This is a genomic window from Salinisphaera sp. S4-8 (assembly GCF_040361235.1).
In the GTDB taxonomy this organism is placed as follows: domain Bacteria; phylum Pseudomonadota; class Gammaproteobacteria; order Nevskiales; family Salinisphaeraceae; genus Salinisphaera.
Genome location: NZ_APNF01000004.1, coordinates 101,485 through 115,951, shown reverse-complemented (window position 1 = coordinate 115,951; position 14,467 = coordinate 101,485). Strand labels below are relative to the sequence as shown.

Annotated in this window: 14 protein-coding genes; 7 read left to right on the top strand and 7 right to left on the bottom strand. The window is 63.6% G+C overall.

The features are described 5' to 3' along the window. Window positions 1-27: 27 nt before the first annotated feature. The gene (locus S4A8_RS07400; protein ID WP_353219661.1) at window positions 28-2,256 is read right to left on the bottom strand and encodes a PhoX family protein; all 2,229 of its coding nucleotides are present in this window, start codon (window positions 2,254-2,256) and stop codon (window positions 28-30) included. Window positions 2,257-2,419: 163 nt separating this feature from the next. Further along, on the bottom strand, window positions 2,420-2,947 hold the full coding sequence (locus S4A8_RS07395; RefSeq protein ID WP_353219660.1) for an O-acetyl-ADP-ribose deacetylase: 528 nt from the start codon (window positions 2,945-2,947) through the stop codon (window positions 2,420-2,422). Between the two features lie 64 nt (window positions 2,948-3,011). On the opposite strand from S4A8_RS07395, the gene S4A8_RS07390 reads away from it, so the two are divergent. The 3 genes from S4A8_RS07390 to S4A8_RS07380 all read left to right on the top strand — a co-directional run bounded on the left by S4A8_RS07390 (window position 3,012) and on the right by S4A8_RS07380 (window position 7,447). Next, entirely contained in the window at window positions 3,012-4,343 is a 1,332-nt protein-coding gene (locus S4A8_RS07390) for a DUF2254 domain-containing protein (RefSeq protein WP_353219659.1), read from the top strand. 55 nt (window positions 4,344-4,398) lie between these two features. Then, a complete protein-coding gene (locus tag S4A8_RS07385; protein WP_353219658.1) occupies window positions 4,399-6,615 on the top strand; it encodes a S9 family peptidase in 2,217 nt (738 codons plus the stop codon). A gap of 199 nt (window positions 6,616-6,814) precedes the next feature. Then, window positions 6,815-7,447 carry a PEGA domain-containing protein gene (locus S4A8_RS07380; RefSeq protein ID WP_353219657.1) on the top strand — a complete coding sequence of 211 codons (633 nt, stop codon included), beginning with the start codon at window positions 6,815-6,817 and terminating at the stop codon, window positions 7,445-7,447. A 273-nt stretch (window positions 7,448-7,720) separates the two neighbouring features. Here the strand turns inward: S4A8_RS07380 and S4A8_RS07375 are convergent, their stop codons facing one another. Further along, window positions 7,721-8,536 carry a crotonase/enoyl-CoA hydratase family protein gene (locus tag S4A8_RS07375; protein ID WP_353219656.1) on the bottom strand — a complete coding sequence of 272 codons (816 nt, stop codon included), beginning with the start codon at window positions 8,534-8,536 and terminating at the stop codon, window positions 7,721-7,723. Between the two features lie 29 nt (window positions 8,537-8,565). Further along, window positions 8,566-9,063, bottom strand: coding sequence for a metallophosphoesterase family protein (locus tag S4A8_RS07370; protein ID WP_353219655.1), 498 nt, complete (start codon window positions 9,061-9,063; stop codon window positions 8,566-8,568). A 103-nt stretch (window positions 9,064-9,166) separates the two neighbouring features. Between S4A8_RS07370 and S4A8_RS07365 the strand changes: the two genes are divergently transcribed. Then, entirely contained in the window at window positions 9,167-9,898 is a 732-nt protein-coding gene (locus S4A8_RS07365) for a ParA family protein (RefSeq protein WP_353180809.1), read from the top strand. 12 nt (window positions 9,899-9,910) lie between these two features. Here the strand turns inward: S4A8_RS07365 and S4A8_RS07360 are convergent, their stop codons facing one another. Further along, window positions 9,911-10,810: a haloalkane dehalogenase gene (locus S4A8_RS07360; protein WP_353219654.1), complete on the bottom strand. Its 900-nt coding sequence runs from the start codon at window positions 10,808-10,810 to the stop codon at window positions 9,911-9,913. A 137-nt stretch (window positions 10,811-10,947) separates the two neighbouring features. Here S4A8_RS07360 and S4A8_RS07355 point away from each other — a divergent pair, with 137 nt between their 5' ends. Continuing rightward, a complete protein-coding gene (locus S4A8_RS07355) occupies window positions 10,948-11,358 on the top strand; it encodes a DUF3015 family protein (RefSeq protein ID WP_353180807.1) in 411 nt (136 codons plus the stop codon). Between the two features lie 58 nt (window positions 11,359-11,416). Continuing rightward, a complete protein-coding gene (locus tag S4A8_RS07350; protein WP_353219653.1) occupies window positions 11,417-12,277 on the top strand; it encodes a superoxide dismutase family protein in 861 nt (286 codons plus the stop codon). A 67-nt stretch (window positions 12,278-12,344) separates the two neighbouring features. On the opposite strand, the gene S4A8_RS07345 is transcribed toward S4A8_RS07350, so the two are convergent. Further along, window positions 12,345-13,097 carry an NYN domain-containing protein gene (locus S4A8_RS07345; RefSeq protein ID WP_353180805.1) on the bottom strand — a complete coding sequence of 251 codons (753 nt, stop codon included), beginning with the start codon at window positions 13,095-13,097 and terminating at the stop codon, window positions 12,345-12,347. A gap of 151 nt (window positions 13,098-13,248) precedes the next feature. On the opposite strand from S4A8_RS07345, the gene S4A8_RS07340 reads away from it, so the two are divergent. Then, a complete protein-coding gene (locus S4A8_RS07340) occupies window positions 13,249-13,728 on the top strand; it encodes a DUF2147 domain-containing protein (RefSeq protein ID WP_353219652.1) in 480 nt (159 codons plus the stop codon). A gap of 173 nt (window positions 13,729-13,901) precedes the next feature. Here S4A8_RS07340 and msrB read toward each other — a convergent pair whose 3' ends face one another. Then, window positions 13,902-14,438: a peptide-methionine (R)-S-oxide reductase MsrB gene (msrB, locus tag S4A8_RS07335; RefSeq protein WP_353219651.1), complete on the bottom strand. Its 537-nt coding sequence runs from the start codon at window positions 14,436-14,438 to the stop codon at window positions 13,902-13,904. Window positions 14,439-14,467: the final 29 nt, after the last annotated feature.

The following is a 14,467-nucleotide window of genomic DNA, read 5'->3' as shown; positions in this document are numbered from 1 at the left end:
CTTTCTCGGCCCGTGCCGGATTACAGGTCAGACCGCGATCTGACCGCCATCGGCCTTCTGAATCACCACCGTCGAGGCACGCGGGCGCACGGTGCCGCTCGGCGCGACCGTGGCATCTGGCGTGTTGCTGCCGTCATCGGCCGGCCAGTTGCCCGGATGCTGGATGTTGATGAACAGCGCGGTTTTGTCGGGCGTGGCAAAGATGCCGGTGACTTCACAGCCGTTCGGGCCCACCGCAAAGCGCTTGAGCTGGGCCTGATTGCCTTCGTGGATGACCGAGTCGTTGTTGCCCTTGTCCAGGCCTTGCGGCACCACGGCCAGCACCTGGTCATTGGTGTACTCGGTTCCGCTGTCGGTTTCGATCCAGAGAATACCGTTCCCGTCACCACGGTCGTCGTACCAGAGGCCATCGCAGCTGGAGAAGAAATTCTGCTCCGACAGACTCGACAGGTTCTTGTCCTCGCTGGTCGGCACCTTACCGAACACGAAGATATCCCATTTGAACGTGGTTTCGCCCGGCGACGGCTCGACCCAGCGAATGACCTGACCGTCGCTGTTGTCGGCACGTGGGTTGGCTGCGTTCACGGGGGCCGTGGCGAAACCCACACCGGGTTCGTCGTCGCTGCTGCCGTCGTTGCTGTAGGTCGGCTGGGTGCCTTGCGCCGTCCGCTGGGAGTTATTGGTCAGGGTCATATAGACCTCGCCGGACACCGGGTCGACCGTGCCCCATTCCGGGCGGTCCATGGGCGTGGCGCCCATCAGATCGGCGGCATCAGCGGTGTTGATGATGATGCCGGCCCGATCGCCTGCCTCCAGCCCCAGGGCGCTGGCCAGGGTCATGCCGGCGTAGGCGCTGCCCGCCGAGGAGGGCACGATCGTATCCGGTTCGAGTTCCAGCCATTCGCCCGAGCCGTCGGCATTGAACTTGGCCGCATAGAGCGTGCCCTTGTCCATATACTTGGCGCCGATGGCCAGGCGATCGGTGGTGGCACCGGCGGTGTTCGCATCCGCCGGATCCCACTTCGCATCGGAGACGAACTTGTAGATATATTCGTTACGCGAATCGTGGCCCGAGTAGAACACCACCGGTTCGCCGGCAACGAGCTTGCCCGGCCAGCAGCCTTCGTGACGAAAACGCCCAAGCGCGGTGCGCTTGACCGGCCGCGAAGTCGCATCATACGGATCGATTTCGACGATATAGCCGAAGGTACGCGGCTCGTTGCGGTAATCGTCAGCGGCGGTTTCGCCGGAAGGCGTGGCATTGAAACGGGCGAATTCGCCGTTGCTTTCCGTTTCGTCGCCGGCCGATGTATCCCAGTCGTAGCGGGTGTCACCCGACCGAATACCCAGACGATCGTCATCGGCCTCGCGGCCGCTGTCCTTGCGGAAGATATCCGGCCAGTTTTCTTCGCAGGTCAGATAGGTGCCCCAGGGCGTATAGCCGTTCGCGCAGTTGTTGTTGGTGCCGCGCGTGCTCATGCCGGTGTTGTCGTAGGCGGTGACCACGTACGAGCTACCCGCGACCGGGCCCGCCAGGTCGCAGGGCGTCGCACTGGTGATACGGCGGTTGTACTGCGAGCTGCGCACCACATCCCACACGCGGTTGTCGCCACGACGCAGTTCCACCACGGTCACACCGTGGGCATTGATTTCGGTGCGTGATTCATCGGCCGGCCGGGGCGTATCGCTGGGTCCGCCCTGCGTTGCCCAGAGCGCGCCCTGGTCGATGTATTCGTTGTTGAGCGCCATGATGAAATTCGACGACGCGGTATCTTCGGAAATCGGGAAGTTGTGCATGCCGTCGTGGTGCATGCCCACGCTGTTGGCCTGAATTTCCGGCGTGAATGCCAGATCTGAACGCCAGGCCGTGCCGCTGTTGTTGATGGGCGTGCCCCACGGCATGACCACCTGGGCGGTATAGGCGCCGGTCGTGGCGGCCGCGGCGCCGGCGGCCAGCGATGCGTTGGCCTGGGCGGAGCCCGAGCCGGGCACGACGACCGCGTCGGTCTTCGATCCCGCGATGGCTTCGAACGCCAGCATCATGGCGGCGGCGCGATCGTCGTCGCTGGTAGAGACGTTGTCGTCATCGTCGTCGTTGCAGCCGGTCAGACCAAAGCCGGCGAGCATGCTCACGGCAGCCACGCTCAGCCCGCCGCGCATGATGCTGCGCCGGGATACGCGCCGTTCCAGTACGGAGGAAAACGGCTCGTTTTCGCTGTCGTTCAATAGCCGATGGTCTTCGATCTCTTCACTCATGGTCGGCCCTCGGTGGTGGTCACTGCCTGTTATGGATGACGCCGCTGACGGGCGTCCTTGACCACGGCACGCTAGGCGACTGCTGTGACATCTCCATGAAAGAACCGAGGCGGGCGCATGACATTTATATGACCGCGCCGGCGCCAGGGCGTATCCGCCATGGCTAGTGCGTTTCCAGCGCGCGTTGAAAGGCGGTCAGCGCATCGTCGGAGAACAGCACGAAGCGCACCCGCTTGATGCTTTGCGCGCGTACCGCGCAGTCGGCCACCGTCTGCACGGCGATCTCGGCGGCTTCATCGAGCGGGTAGCCATAGATACCGGCGGAAATCGCCGGAAAGGCGATCGATTCGGCGTTCTGCTCTTCGGCCAGCTGCATGGCCAGGCGATAGCAACTGGCCAGCTGCGCGGCCACCGGCTGGCTTTTGCTGTAGACCGGCCCTGCGCAGTGCACGACATGATCGTTGGGCAGGTCGAAGGCCGGGGTGATCACGGCCTCGCCGGCTTCGATCGGCGCCTGTGCGCGGCTGGCTTCGACCAGCTTCGGCCCGGCCGCGCGATGGATGGCGCCGTCCACGCCGCCACCGCCCTTGAGCTGCTTGTTGGCGGCATTGGCGATTACGGCGATATCCGGCTGCTCGGTGATATCGCCCTTGATGCATTCGATGGTCAGCGTTTCGATCGCTCGCTGCATGGTGATCTTCCGATTCGGGTAAGGTGCGTCCATCATCCCGAGCCACGTGCTGCAAGCCAAGTCTATGGCGCAACTGATCAAGTACTGGAACACGCTCAAGGGCAGCTACTGGTTCATCCCGACGGTGATGTCGATCTTCGCCGCGGCGCTGTCGTTCGCACTCACAGCAATCGATGCCCGCATCGGCGATGCCTGGGTCGCGAACATGCCCTGGATATACAGCATTCAGGCCGAGGGCGCGCGCGGGCTGCTGACCACCGTGGCCGGCTCGATGATCGGCGTCGCCGGCGTGACGTTTTCGATCACGATCGCGGCGTTGTCGTATACAACCTCCACGCTCGGCCCGCGTCTGTTGACCAACTTCATGAACGATCGCGGCAACCAGATCACGCTGGGCACGTTCGTGTCGACGTTCGTGTATTGCCTGCTATTGCTGCGCGTCGTGCAGGCCAGCCACGAAAGCAGTGCGGCGTTCGTACCACATCTGGCGCTGGTGTTTGCGGTGGGCATGGCGGTGGCCAGCCTCGCGGTGCTGATCTATTTCATTCATCACATCACCGAATCCCTGCACGTTTCCAACGTGGTCGCCAACGTCGCGCGCGATCTCGACAGCGCCATCGACGACTACGAAGCCCGTGTCGAGGCCGCGCGCGAGAAACCACCGGCCCATCTGCCCGCCGACTTCGACGTACAGGCCGTACCCGTGCGCGCCAACGGCGACGGCTATATCCAGAATCTGGTCTTCGGCTCGCTGGTGAGTACGGCCGCCAGCCATGATCTGGTGCTGCGCCTTGAACGCACGCCGGGCGATTTCGTCACCGCCGGCCAGACCTTGCTCTGGGCCTGGCCCAAACCGCGAATGGATGACGATATCGCGGCCGCGCTCGTCGGCGCCTATGCCTGGGGCCGCCAGCGCACCCAGTCGCAGGACGTGTTCTTCCTGGTCAACGAACTCGTCGAGATCGCCGCCCGCGCGCTTTCGCCGGGCATCAACGACCCCTATACCGCAATGGGCTGTCTGGACTGGCTGGCCTGCGCGCTGCATCGCGTGGCACGCCACGATATCGCCAGCCGGCACGGCTTCGACAGCGACGACACACTGCGCGTCTGGGCCCGAGGTTTCGATTTCGAAACACTGGCAAACGCGGTTTTCGACCAGCTGCGCGCCTATTTCGCCAGCGATCGCAACGCCGCGGTTCATATGCTCGCGCGTATCGGCGATGCCGGCGAATTCCTGCGCGACGCCGACCAGCGCCGGCTCATGCACACGCACGCCAGCGCCCTGCATGAAGCCGCGCTGGCCGCGATGACCAGCGACCGCGATCGACAAGCAGTCGAACAGGCCTATCGCCGCGCCCTGCGCCTGATCGACGGGCGTGATTTCAGCGAATCTTGATAACGCATCGTTTAGGCCCGATGCTAGTGGGTTGGCCAGCCTTGATTGATGCCGCATGACCGACGCCCAGCCCAACCTATCCCGCGCGAACACGCCGCCGGTGGCCGCGCGCCGCCCGGTCAGCGAGCAGCGCCACGGCGTAATGCTCGTTGACGACTATGCCTGGCTGCGCGACGAGAACTGGCGCGAAGCCATGCACGATCCGTCGTTGCTGCATGCCGATATCGCGGCGTATCTGGCCGCTGAAAACACCTATACCGATACGTATATGGCACCGCTGTCATCGCTGCGCCAGACCCTGGTCGCAGAGCTGCGCGGGCGCATCGCCGAGCGTGATACCAGCGTGCCGACACCCGATGGCGACTGGTTCTATTACGTACGGTTTCGCGAAGCCGGCCAGCACCCGATCTTCTGTCGCGCACCACGAGCCGACAACGACGCCCGGCCGGCCGAGGCGCCCATGCCGGAGGACGGGCTCAGCGGCGAACAGATCCTGCTCGATGGCGATGCCGAAGCCCACGGCCGTGCCTATTTCAGCCTCGGCGAAGTCAATCACAGTCGTGATCATCGCCTGCTCGCCTTTGCCCTGGATGAGCGCGGCTCGGAGGCCTATACGCTGCATGTACGCGATATCCAGACCCAGCGCGAAATCCAGCCGCCGATTCCCAATACCACCGGCAACCTCATGTGGTCGGCCGACAGCGCCACGCTGTTTTTCACCACGCTCGACGACAACCACCGGCCCTGCAAGGTCTGGCGGCTCGCCCTCGGCGATGCGCCGGAGCACGCCGAGCTGGTGTATTCCGAGCCCGATGCCGGTTTTTTCGTGTCGGTGGACACGACCCAGAGCGATCGCTTCATCCTGATCAATGCCCACGATCATGCCACCAGCGAAACACGTTTCATCGATTCGGCCACGCCCTGGGCCACGCCGCGCCTGATCGCCGAACGCGTCGAGGGCCAGGAATACAGCGTCGAGGACGACGGCGACGACTTCGTGCTGATGACCAACGCCGACGGCGCCGAAGACTTCAAGCTCGTGCGTACGCCCATCGCCACGCCGGCCCGGGAGCACTGGCAGACTGTCGTCGAACACGAACCCGGACGATTGTTGCTCGATCATATCGAGTTCGCCGATTTTCGCGTCCGCATGGAACGCGCCGATGCCCTGCCGCGTATCGTGATCACCGACAAGACCCGCGGCCTCGATCACGCCATCCGTTTCGATGCCGAAGCCTACAGCCTGGGCATCGCCCCCGGTTACGAACACGACACCGCTACGCTGCGCTTCATCTACAGCGCGCCCAATACGCCCGACGAAACCTACGACTACGACATGGCCACGCGTACGCGCCAGCTACGCAAGCGCCGCGCCGTGCCGAGCGGCTTTCAACCGGAAAACTATGTCGTGCGGCGCCTGCATGCCCGCGCCGCCGACGGCGCCGACGTGCCGGTGACACTCATTCATCATGTGGATACGCCGCTCGACGGCAGCGCGCCCTGTCTGCTGCATGGTTACGGCGCCTACGGCATCTCCGAGCCCGCGGCGTTTTCCTCGAGCCGTTTTTCGCTCATCGATCGTGGCTTCGTACACGCCACCGCCCATGTCCGCGGCGGCAAGGAATGCGGCTATCGCTGGTATGCCAACGGCAAACTGGCCCATAAACCCAATACATTCAGCGACTTCATCGCCGTCGCCGAACATCTGGCGGCGACCGGCTATAGCGCGGCCGGGCGTATCGTGCCGCATGGCGGCAGCGCCGGCGGCATGCTGGTGGGCGCCGTGCTCAACCAGCGGCCCGATCTCTGGGGCGCGGCGATCGCCGACGTGCCCTTCGTCGATGTGCTCAATACGATGCTCGACGAGACCCTGCCGCTCACGCCGCCGGAATGGCCGGAATGGGGCAACCCACGCGATGACGTGGCCGCGTTTGAGACCATCCGCAGCTATTGTCCTTATCAGAATGTCAGCGCCCAGGCCTATCCGCCGATACTGGCGATCGCCGGCGTGTCCGACCCGCGCGTGACCTACTGGGAGCCCGCCAAATGGGTGGCCAAACTGCGGGCGCACAAAACGGACGACAATCCGCTGTTGCTCAAGACCCATATGGCCGCCGGCCACGGCGGCCTGCCTGGGCGTTTTACCGCGCTGGAAGAAACCGCGCTGATCTATGCCTTCGTGCTGGACGCGTTCGATATGGCACAGTCCGCCACCGATAGCGCGCCGGACAATAATGCGAATACACCCATTCGCGCCAATGAAGTCTACTGACAAACTGCGAGCGCTTGTAATCTGCAGCACGCGCTCGACAAGCCCTCGCCCGCTCGACATGGGCGAATAATCAAATCAGCGTCGACGATGAGAGCTGCATTGCGTAAGGCGCTCGCGATACCCCGTGGTAATCGCACTAGCCTTCGCAAGAACGGGCTAACATCCCTCCTCCAAAAACAATAGGGCTTGGGGGAGATGTATGAATTCTGGGATAAGCAGAGTCGCAGCGACGGCGGCTCTTCTCGTGGTGGTTGGCGGCTTTTCCAGCGGTTGCGCAACTATCGCGAGCGGTACCGATCAGAACGTGTCTTTTGATTCCGAACCAGAAGGGGCCACGGTACGGATCGCCGGGCAGGCCATCGGTAAGACGCCGGTGAGCTTACACCTCGATAACAAGAGCGGTCAGACGGTTTCTTTTGAAATGGAAGGCTACCGAACCGTATCCAAATCACTCGAAACCAAAACCGACGCCTGGTTTTTTGCCAACATCCTTATCGGAGGGCTGGGCCTGATCGGCTCGACCACCGACTTCGCAACGGGGGCGATCTACGAATACAGCCCGGACCAGTATTTCGTGACGCTGCCGCCGGTCGACAACGCCGGCGTGCTGGATAAGAAGCAGTCGATCGAACGTTTTGTCGTGGTCACCTACGGCGAGCTGCGTTCGGCAGCGGCCACCTCGCGACCCACCGACGATGAATCGTTTTCGAGCCTGCTCGCGGCGCTGGAAATCGACGCGAGTCGCACTGACGACGTCAATCAGCTGGCCCGTACGTTGCTCGACAACCCGAACCCGGTCGACGGGGCCAACGCGGTAACCGCCCGGTTCTAAAGCGTCTCTGGCGTAATCTCGCCGGCCCGTCAGAGGCGGGCCGGCGTTCACGCGCTTTATCAATCAAAGACGCGCTTGATCATGTGCAAAATTCGGCATGCTGTGTGAACAGCAGACCACACGGCGCTGGAGCGCTCTGTCTTTCGCCCTATTCGCGTGTCTTCACGTTCATTTGCGCACAACCTGCTTGCTGGAGCGCGGCCGACTGCGTTTCATACATCGTCGATAAGACGCGACGGTGCCCTTGCGCTGGCTCGGATTGGCAACGCGATTTCAGTCGTCCGGTGCTTGTGATCGCGCGTGATCGGCGGACTCGAAGTGGCCGTGCCGGCCGGCGCCATCGGCAAAACGCGCCGCACCGGTGATCGCTTCGGCAAACACCACCGGGTAGCCGCCGGCGCCTTCGTGCTGCAACGCCGCTCCCAGTTCATGATCCCACTGCACATACAGCGAGCGCCGATCGGCGCGTAGGCATGCTTGCGGAAAATTCGCCAGCGTGTGGGCCAACTCGCATGCGGCAGCCAGGGACTGGCCATCGGCCACGCGGCGACTGGCCAGCCCGATCTGCATGGCCTCGTCGGCGGCGACTGCACGCCCGGTGAGGATCATGTCGAGCGCGCGCGCCTGACCGACGATACGCGGCAGGCGCACGGTACCGCCGTCGATCAGCGGCACGCCCCAACGCCGACAGAACACGCCGAAGACGGTCGAATCCTCGATCACCCGCATATCGCACCAGAGCGCGAGTTCCAGCCCGCCCGCCACGGCATAGCCGGGCACGGCCGCGATCACGGGTTTATCCAGCAGCATGCGCGTCGGGCCCATCGGCCCCGGCCCGGCGCCGTCCGGGTCGACGGCATTCCGGCGCTCGGCATCGCCCATGGCAGCCAGATCCGCACCGGCACAGAAGTGGCCACCCGCGCCGGTGAGCACGGCGACCGAACTGTCATCATCGTTGGCGAAATCGACAAACGCCTGACGCAGCGCATCGGCCGTGGGCCGGTCGACCGCATTGCGCTTGTCCGGCCGGTTGAGCGTGATGGTACGAACCGCGCCGTCGTTGTCGACCGTTACGAGTCGTTGCGACATACCCGTCTTCCTTGTGTAGTGACTGACGTTCAGCCTGGTTTGCGCCGGCGTCGGGGCTGCGGCTCCAACGATTCGCTACGCACGCGCCATTGCCCGGCCTCGGCAAAGAGATCCATCCAGCCCGGCCCGCCATAGGCGCGTGTACGCCCCGCCGCGCCCGGATTGAGCAGCCAGGGATTTTCGTCGCTCTGCTGCACGCGGCGATGGCTATGACCACACACGATTGCGCGTGCGTCGGGAAATTGTTCGCGCAGCTTGCGGTGCCGCGTTTTCGCCGGCCACTGATGGCCATGCATGACGGCCAGATCGCCGCCCGGCAGGGCCAGCACTTCACTGTTCGGCCAGCCGGAATCGGCCGGGTCGTTATTGCCCTGCACGATCACGATACGTGCGGCCAGCGGTGCGATCTCGGCTTCGATACCGGCACCGACATCGCCGGCGTGGACAAGGATATCGGCACCACGAATGGCATCGGCAATACGCGGGTCGAGATAGCCGTGGGTATCGGCAATAAGAGCAATACGCATCGGCCGAGCTTAACCGCTCGCGCCGGGCGGTCAATGCGTTCAATTGCAGATTTCACGGGCGCACGATAGATGCGCGCGACGTTTTCTGCTTAGAATTCAAGCCATGAAAACGATCGCGCTCTACAGTCTCAAGGGCGGCGTCGGCAAGACCGCCGCCGCCGTCAACCTCGCCTACGAAGCGGCCCAGGCCGGCAAGCATGTGCTGTTGTGGGATCTGGATCCGCAGGGGGCGGCGAGCTGGTATTTCGGCGTCGACGAATCGCCCGAGATTTCGGCCAAGCGCGTGGTGTCGGGCAAGGAGCCACTGGGCCGCTATATCAAGTCCACGGCCTACCCGCGGCTTTCGGTTCTGCCCGGCGATCGCGGCTATCGCGACTGGGATGCCCAGATTCATGCCGCCAAGCAACCGCGCAAGGTGCTCGAGAGCCTGATCGACCCGTTCTCGGAAAGCTATTCGCTGCTCGTGCTCGATTGCCCGCCGGGCATCGGCGCGTTGGCCACCTCGGTGCTGCGCGCGGCCGATCACGTGCTGGTGCCGGTCGTGCCCACGCCGCTGTCGCTGCGTGCGCTCGACGAAGTGCTCGAACACGTCGAAGACAAGAAAGTGGGCAAGACGCGGGTGATTCCGTTTTTCTCCATGGCCGATCGCCGCCGCAAGATGCACCGCGAGATGATCGAAACGCCGCCGGAGACGATGAAAAAGGCGCCGCAAACCTTCATCGACTACAGCACCCATGTCGAGCAGATGGGCGCACACCGCGCGCCGATCAGCGTCTATGCGCCGCGCAGCCGTGCGGCAGAACAGTACCGCGCGCTTTACGACGAAATCAGCTGAACGCGGACATGCTCAGCGCAGCGCGCCCATCTGCGCGAGCATGAAGGCAGCGATCTTGTCGCCCTGATCTTCCTGCAGGAAATGGCGTGCCCGCGCGATCGTGGTGTGGGCTGCCTCGGCCGCGCCGGGCACACGCCGGCGTAGCGCGCGATCCGCGCCGCGGGTGATCGGGTCGCCATCGGCGAAGCAGGTATGAAACGGTCGTGAAAAGCACGCCAGCGCCTGCCAGGCTGCGCGATTGGCCGGCGTGGCCGGATCGTCGGGTGTCATCGGCACCAGACCGGGGAAAGCGCGAATGCCGGCGGTATAGCGCTTGTCGGGAAACGGCGCGTTGTAGGCGGCGCGCTCGCCGCGCGAGAGCCAGCGCCGGCTACCGGCCTGCAGAATCGCGCCTACCGGAAACACCGGGCTGTAACGCGCGAACGCACGCCAGGCCGAAAACGGCATCGGCATTTTTTCGTCGCCCGTGGGCAAAAAGCCATTGCCCACAAATACGCGCGCGAAGGTGTCGGGCCGTTCGCCGACCAGCCGCAAGCCGATCAACGACCCCCAGTCCTGACAGAACAGGGTGACACCTTTGAGCGCCAGCTGTTCGAACCAGGCGCCGATCCAGGCGACATGCTCGGCGTAGCTGTAATCGGCGATGGCGCCGGGTTTGTCCGAGCGGCCACAGCCGATCAGATCCGGTGCGAGCACCCGATACCCGGCTGCGGCCAGCGGCGCGATCATGTGGCGATACAGATACGACCAGCTCGGCTCGCCGTGCAGCAACACCACCGGCGGCGCGTCGGCCGGGCCAGCCTCGACATAGTGCATGCGCAGCCCGTCGACTTCGATATAGCGCGGCGGATAGGCAAAGCCGGGCAAGTGAGCAAAACGGGCGTCGGGCGTTCGAAAGACTTCGCGTGGCATCCGCACTGATCCTGAGCCGCGCTATATGGCGCGCGACATCAACTGGTTACATTCCCCTATTGTGCCGCCCACCTGCAAACGATAGCGTGAGGCCATAACGATTACACGAACAGGGGATAATCTTGGCTGGCCAACTCATGCTTCGATCGTATGGCCGCACGACCGTCGGGGCGCTGGCCCTGGCGGGATCGGTCGCCCTGCTGGGCGGCTGCTCGGCGGCGATCAGTACCACCAACGTCGCCGCCGATGCCGCGCGCACGATCAGCAAGGGGGTACTGGCGAGTAGCCGGGCCTCGACCGATGCCTCGGTGACCGAGCCAAACACCCCGCGTTATCGCCAGACCGTGGCGTTTGTCGACTCGCAACGCGATCCGCTGCGCCGCGAGGCCGCCCTCGGCGGCGGCGAGCATATCGACGCGCTGGCCGCATTGCTCGACACCCGCGCTGCCACCCTCGGTCCGTGGCTGCAGGCAAATCACGGTGAATTGTTTGTTGCGCAGTACGATGCCGAAGCGATCGTGGCCCGCCTGCGCGCACGCCGCGGCTGAACGTGTTTTCATGAACAACGCGCACTCGATTCCGATATTCCCAAGGAAAGGACGGTCCATGATGAAATCCCTAATCTCCGTTTCCGCTGCCATGCTGCTGGCGATGAGCCTGACTGCATGCGGCGACAACAACGACGATCAGAACCAAGCCAACGCGGCCGACACCGGCACCAGCGCCGAGACCAATACGGCCAGCGAAAACAGCAACGAAATGGGCGCCGACAACGCGACCGAGAACGAGTCGTCCATGGGTGACGACGAAATGATGAACGGCGAGCGCGAAGCCGACGACACCGCCGATAGCGACCCGGCTGCGACCAGCTCCACGAGCGCCAGCGAGGACATGCCGCAGGCAGCGATCGCCGTGCTGCACGGCACCGAGGGCAATGACGACGTCACCGCCACGATCCGCTTCACCCCCGAGGATGGTGGCGTGGCCTACACCACCGAAGCCGAAGGCCTGGCGCCCGGCAAGCACGGCTACCATATCCATCTGTACGGCGATTGCTCGGCGCCTGATGGCACCTCCGCGGGCACGCACTTCAACCTGAAGGGCAGCTCCAAGAACCCGCCGAAGGATATCGACCGCATCACCGGCGACCTGGGCGATCTCGATGCCGGCGACGATGGCAACGCTTCGGACGAAGGCATGCTCGCAGGCGCATCGCTGACCGGCGCCAAGGCGCTGATCGGGCGCGGTGTGATCATTCACGCCAAACCCAACGACCCGAGCCAGCCGCCGATCGGCGCTGCCGGTTCGCGTCAGGCCTGTGGCGTGATCGGTATCGCCGAAGCCGGCAATACCGGCATGGATACGAACACTGCCGACAGCTCCGACTCCAGCATGTCGAACGCCGACTCCGAAACGGATTCGAGCATGGAAGACAGCAACGACGATCGCAGCGAATCGTCCATGTAGACCGGCATTCGGGCCAACCGGCCTGAACCCGCACCCGGCGTCGTAAGCGACGCCGGGTTTTTTATGGCTAGCTGACCGCGACCTTGTAATTGCCGCGCTCGGCATCGTATTCGAGCGTGATCTGGCCATGCTGCTGGGCCGACTTGAGCAGATCGGTAAAGCTTTTGAAGCCGTAGTAACTTTCGTTGAAGCTCGGATAGACCCGCTTGATGGTCTGTTTGACCAGCGAGCCCCAGACCGGGTCGTAGTCGGATTCCAGCGACGACACGATCTCGATGAGCTTGTCGCGCGCCTCGGCGCCCTTGTCCTGCTTCTGGTCGGTGTCGGCCTTGCGCTTGCGCGCACGCCCGGACTTGCGCACCAGATCATCGTAGTAGATGAATTCGTCGCAATTGGCTACCAGCAGTTCCGATGTCGAGGATTTGACCCCGCAACCGATCACGCGCTTGTTGTTCTCCTTGAGCTTGGAAACCAGCGGCGAGAAGTCGGAATCGCCGGACACGAGCACGAACGTGTCGATATGATCCTTGGCATAGCATAGGTCCAGCGCATCCACGACCATGCGGATATCGGCGCTGTTCTTGCCGGAAATACGCGTTTGCGGGATATCGATCATCTCGATGCCCATGGCATGGAACGACTTCATCTGGCCGCGATACTGGCCCCAGTCACAGTAGGCACGCTTGAACACGAGCCGGCCTTTTTCCAGCACCCGCTTGTGAATCAGCCCCATATCGAACTCGCCGCCCGGCAAATCCTTGACCCCGAGGGCGAGGTTCTCGAAATCGATGAAAACGGCGATGAGTGCTTCCCCGGACATGGGTCTTCCTGTCGGGTTCGCCTGGCCCGGCGAACGAAATGTGGCAGCAGTCTAGCGGCGCAAACCGGGGGCTGTCTTGCCCAGTAATTCATCCACGGTTCGGTTGTTTCGTGCATGCTAGGCATGAGTTATCTAAGAGGAGACAGAATCGATGTTCAAACACGCTCTACTCGCCAGCGTTCTGCTGGTCGCCACCAGCAGTGCCTTTGCCGCCGAGATGAAGGCCGAAGATGCTGCCGGCGTATGGGAAACCGCCAGCGGCGGCTATGTTCAGCTCTACGAGGAAAACGGCACCTGGAAAGGTACGATCGTGGGCTCCAAGAGCGGCAAGGCGCGCTACGACAAGAACAACCCGGACGAATCCAAGCGCGAGCGCCGTCTGTTGGGCGTGACCGTGCTAGACGGCCTGAAATACGCCGGCGACGGCGAATTCGAAGGCGGTACGATCTACGATCCGAACAACGGCAAGACCTACAAGGCCAAAGCCACCCAGACCGGCCCGGACACGCTCGAGGCCCGTGGTTATATCGGTATCAGCCTGATCGGCAAGTCGCAGACCTGGAAGCGTATCGATTCCGACGCCGAACACGTGCACCAGGACCTGCTGCACAAGAGCGCGGCGGCGAACTAGCAAGACACGCTAACCGCGCAACAAAAGCCCCGGTCACGCCGACCGGGGCTTTTTTGTGGCCAGCGGCCGGGCGCGCCGGCCCCACCGAATCAACCAACCGGGCTACGTGCTTTGTTGGCTTACGAAGCGCGAATCCGACTACGCGCCCGCGCCCCATCACAAGCGAGCGTTACTCAGGCGCTCTCGCCCTCCGCAGCCGGCACGAATGTCAGCGCCACGCCATTGTTGCAGTAGCGCTTGCCGGTGGGCTTGGGCCCGTCGTTGAAGACATGGCCCTGATGGCCGCCACAGCGTGCACAGTGATATTCCTTGCGCGGAATGATCAGTTTGTAGTCGGTCTTGAAGCCCAGATGGCCGTCGATGTAGTTGTAGAAGCTCGGCCATCCGGTGCCGGATTCGAATTTCCATTCGCTTTTGAACAGCGGCAGCGCGCAGCCGGCACAGATGAACTCGCCGGCCGCCTTGACCTGGTTGAGCTCACTGGAACCCGATGGCTCGGTGGCTTCCTGGCGCAGCACCCGAAACGCTTCCGGCGAGAGTTGTTCACGCCATTCGGCCTCGGTCTTGTCCACTTTGAATACCTCGACATCGGCGGGCGCGTCGCCCGTATCGGCGCCGCTCGGCGAATCGCCATCCGCCAATGCCCGGCCGAGTGCGGTCGCGCCGAGCGCGCCGAATACCAGGCCACCGACTACGACACGTCTTTTCATGATTGCACCGCGCATTAGACAACTTAAGG

What these genes read in the sequence shown, in the direction of transcription:
- S4A8_RS07400 (WP_353219661.1), bottom strand. Translation starts at nt 2,256, where the DNA reads ATGAGTGAAGAGATCGAAGACCATCGGCTATTGAACGACAGCGAAAAC.
- S4A8_RS07395 (WP_353219660.1), bottom strand. Translation starts at nt 2,947, where the DNA reads ATGCAGCGAGCGATCGAAACGCTGACCATCGAATGCATCAAGGGCGAT.
- S4A8_RS07390 (WP_353219659.1), top strand. Translation starts at nt 3,012, where the DNA reads ATGGCGCAACTGATCAAGTACTGGAACACGCTCAAGGGCAGCTACTGG.
- S4A8_RS07385 (WP_353219658.1), top strand. Translation starts at nt 4,399, where the DNA reads ATGACCGACGCCCAGCCCAACCTATCCCGCGCGAACACGCCGCCGGTG.
- S4A8_RS07380 (WP_353219657.1), top strand. Translation starts at nt 6,815, where the DNA reads ATGAATTCTGGGATAAGCAGAGTCGCAGCGACGGCGGCTCTTCTCGTG.
- S4A8_RS07375 (WP_353219656.1), bottom strand. Translation starts at nt 8,536, where the DNA reads ATGTCGCAACGACTCGTAACGGTCGACAACGACGGCGCGGTTCGTACC.
- S4A8_RS07370 (WP_353219655.1), bottom strand. Translation starts at nt 9,063, where the DNA reads ATGCGTATTGCTCTTATTGCCGATACCCACGGCTATCTCGACCCGCGT.
- S4A8_RS07365 (WP_353180809.1), top strand. Translation starts at nt 9,167, where the DNA reads ATGAAAACGATCGCGCTCTACAGTCTCAAGGGCGGCGTCGGCAAGACC.
- S4A8_RS07360 (WP_353219654.1), bottom strand. Translation starts at nt 10,810, where the DNA reads ATGCCACGCGAAGTCTTTCGAACGCCCGACGCCCGTTTTGCTCACTTG.
- S4A8_RS07355 (WP_353180807.1), top strand. Translation starts at nt 10,948, where the DNA reads ATGCTTCGATCGTATGGCCGCACGACCGTCGGGGCGCTGGCCCTGGCG.
- S4A8_RS07350 (WP_353219653.1), top strand. Translation starts at nt 11,417, where the DNA reads ATGATGAAATCCCTAATCTCCGTTTCCGCTGCCATGCTGCTGGCGATG.
- S4A8_RS07345 (WP_353180805.1), bottom strand. Translation starts at nt 13,097, where the DNA reads ATGTCCGGGGAAGCACTCATCGCCGTTTTCATCGATTTCGAGAACCTC.
- S4A8_RS07340 (WP_353219652.1), top strand. Translation starts at nt 13,249, where the DNA reads ATGTTCAAACACGCTCTACTCGCCAGCGTTCTGCTGGTCGCCACCAGC.
- msrB (WP_353219651.1), bottom strand. Translation starts at nt 14,438, where the DNA reads ATGAAAAGACGTGTCGTAGTCGGTGGCCTGGTATTCGGCGCGCTCGGC.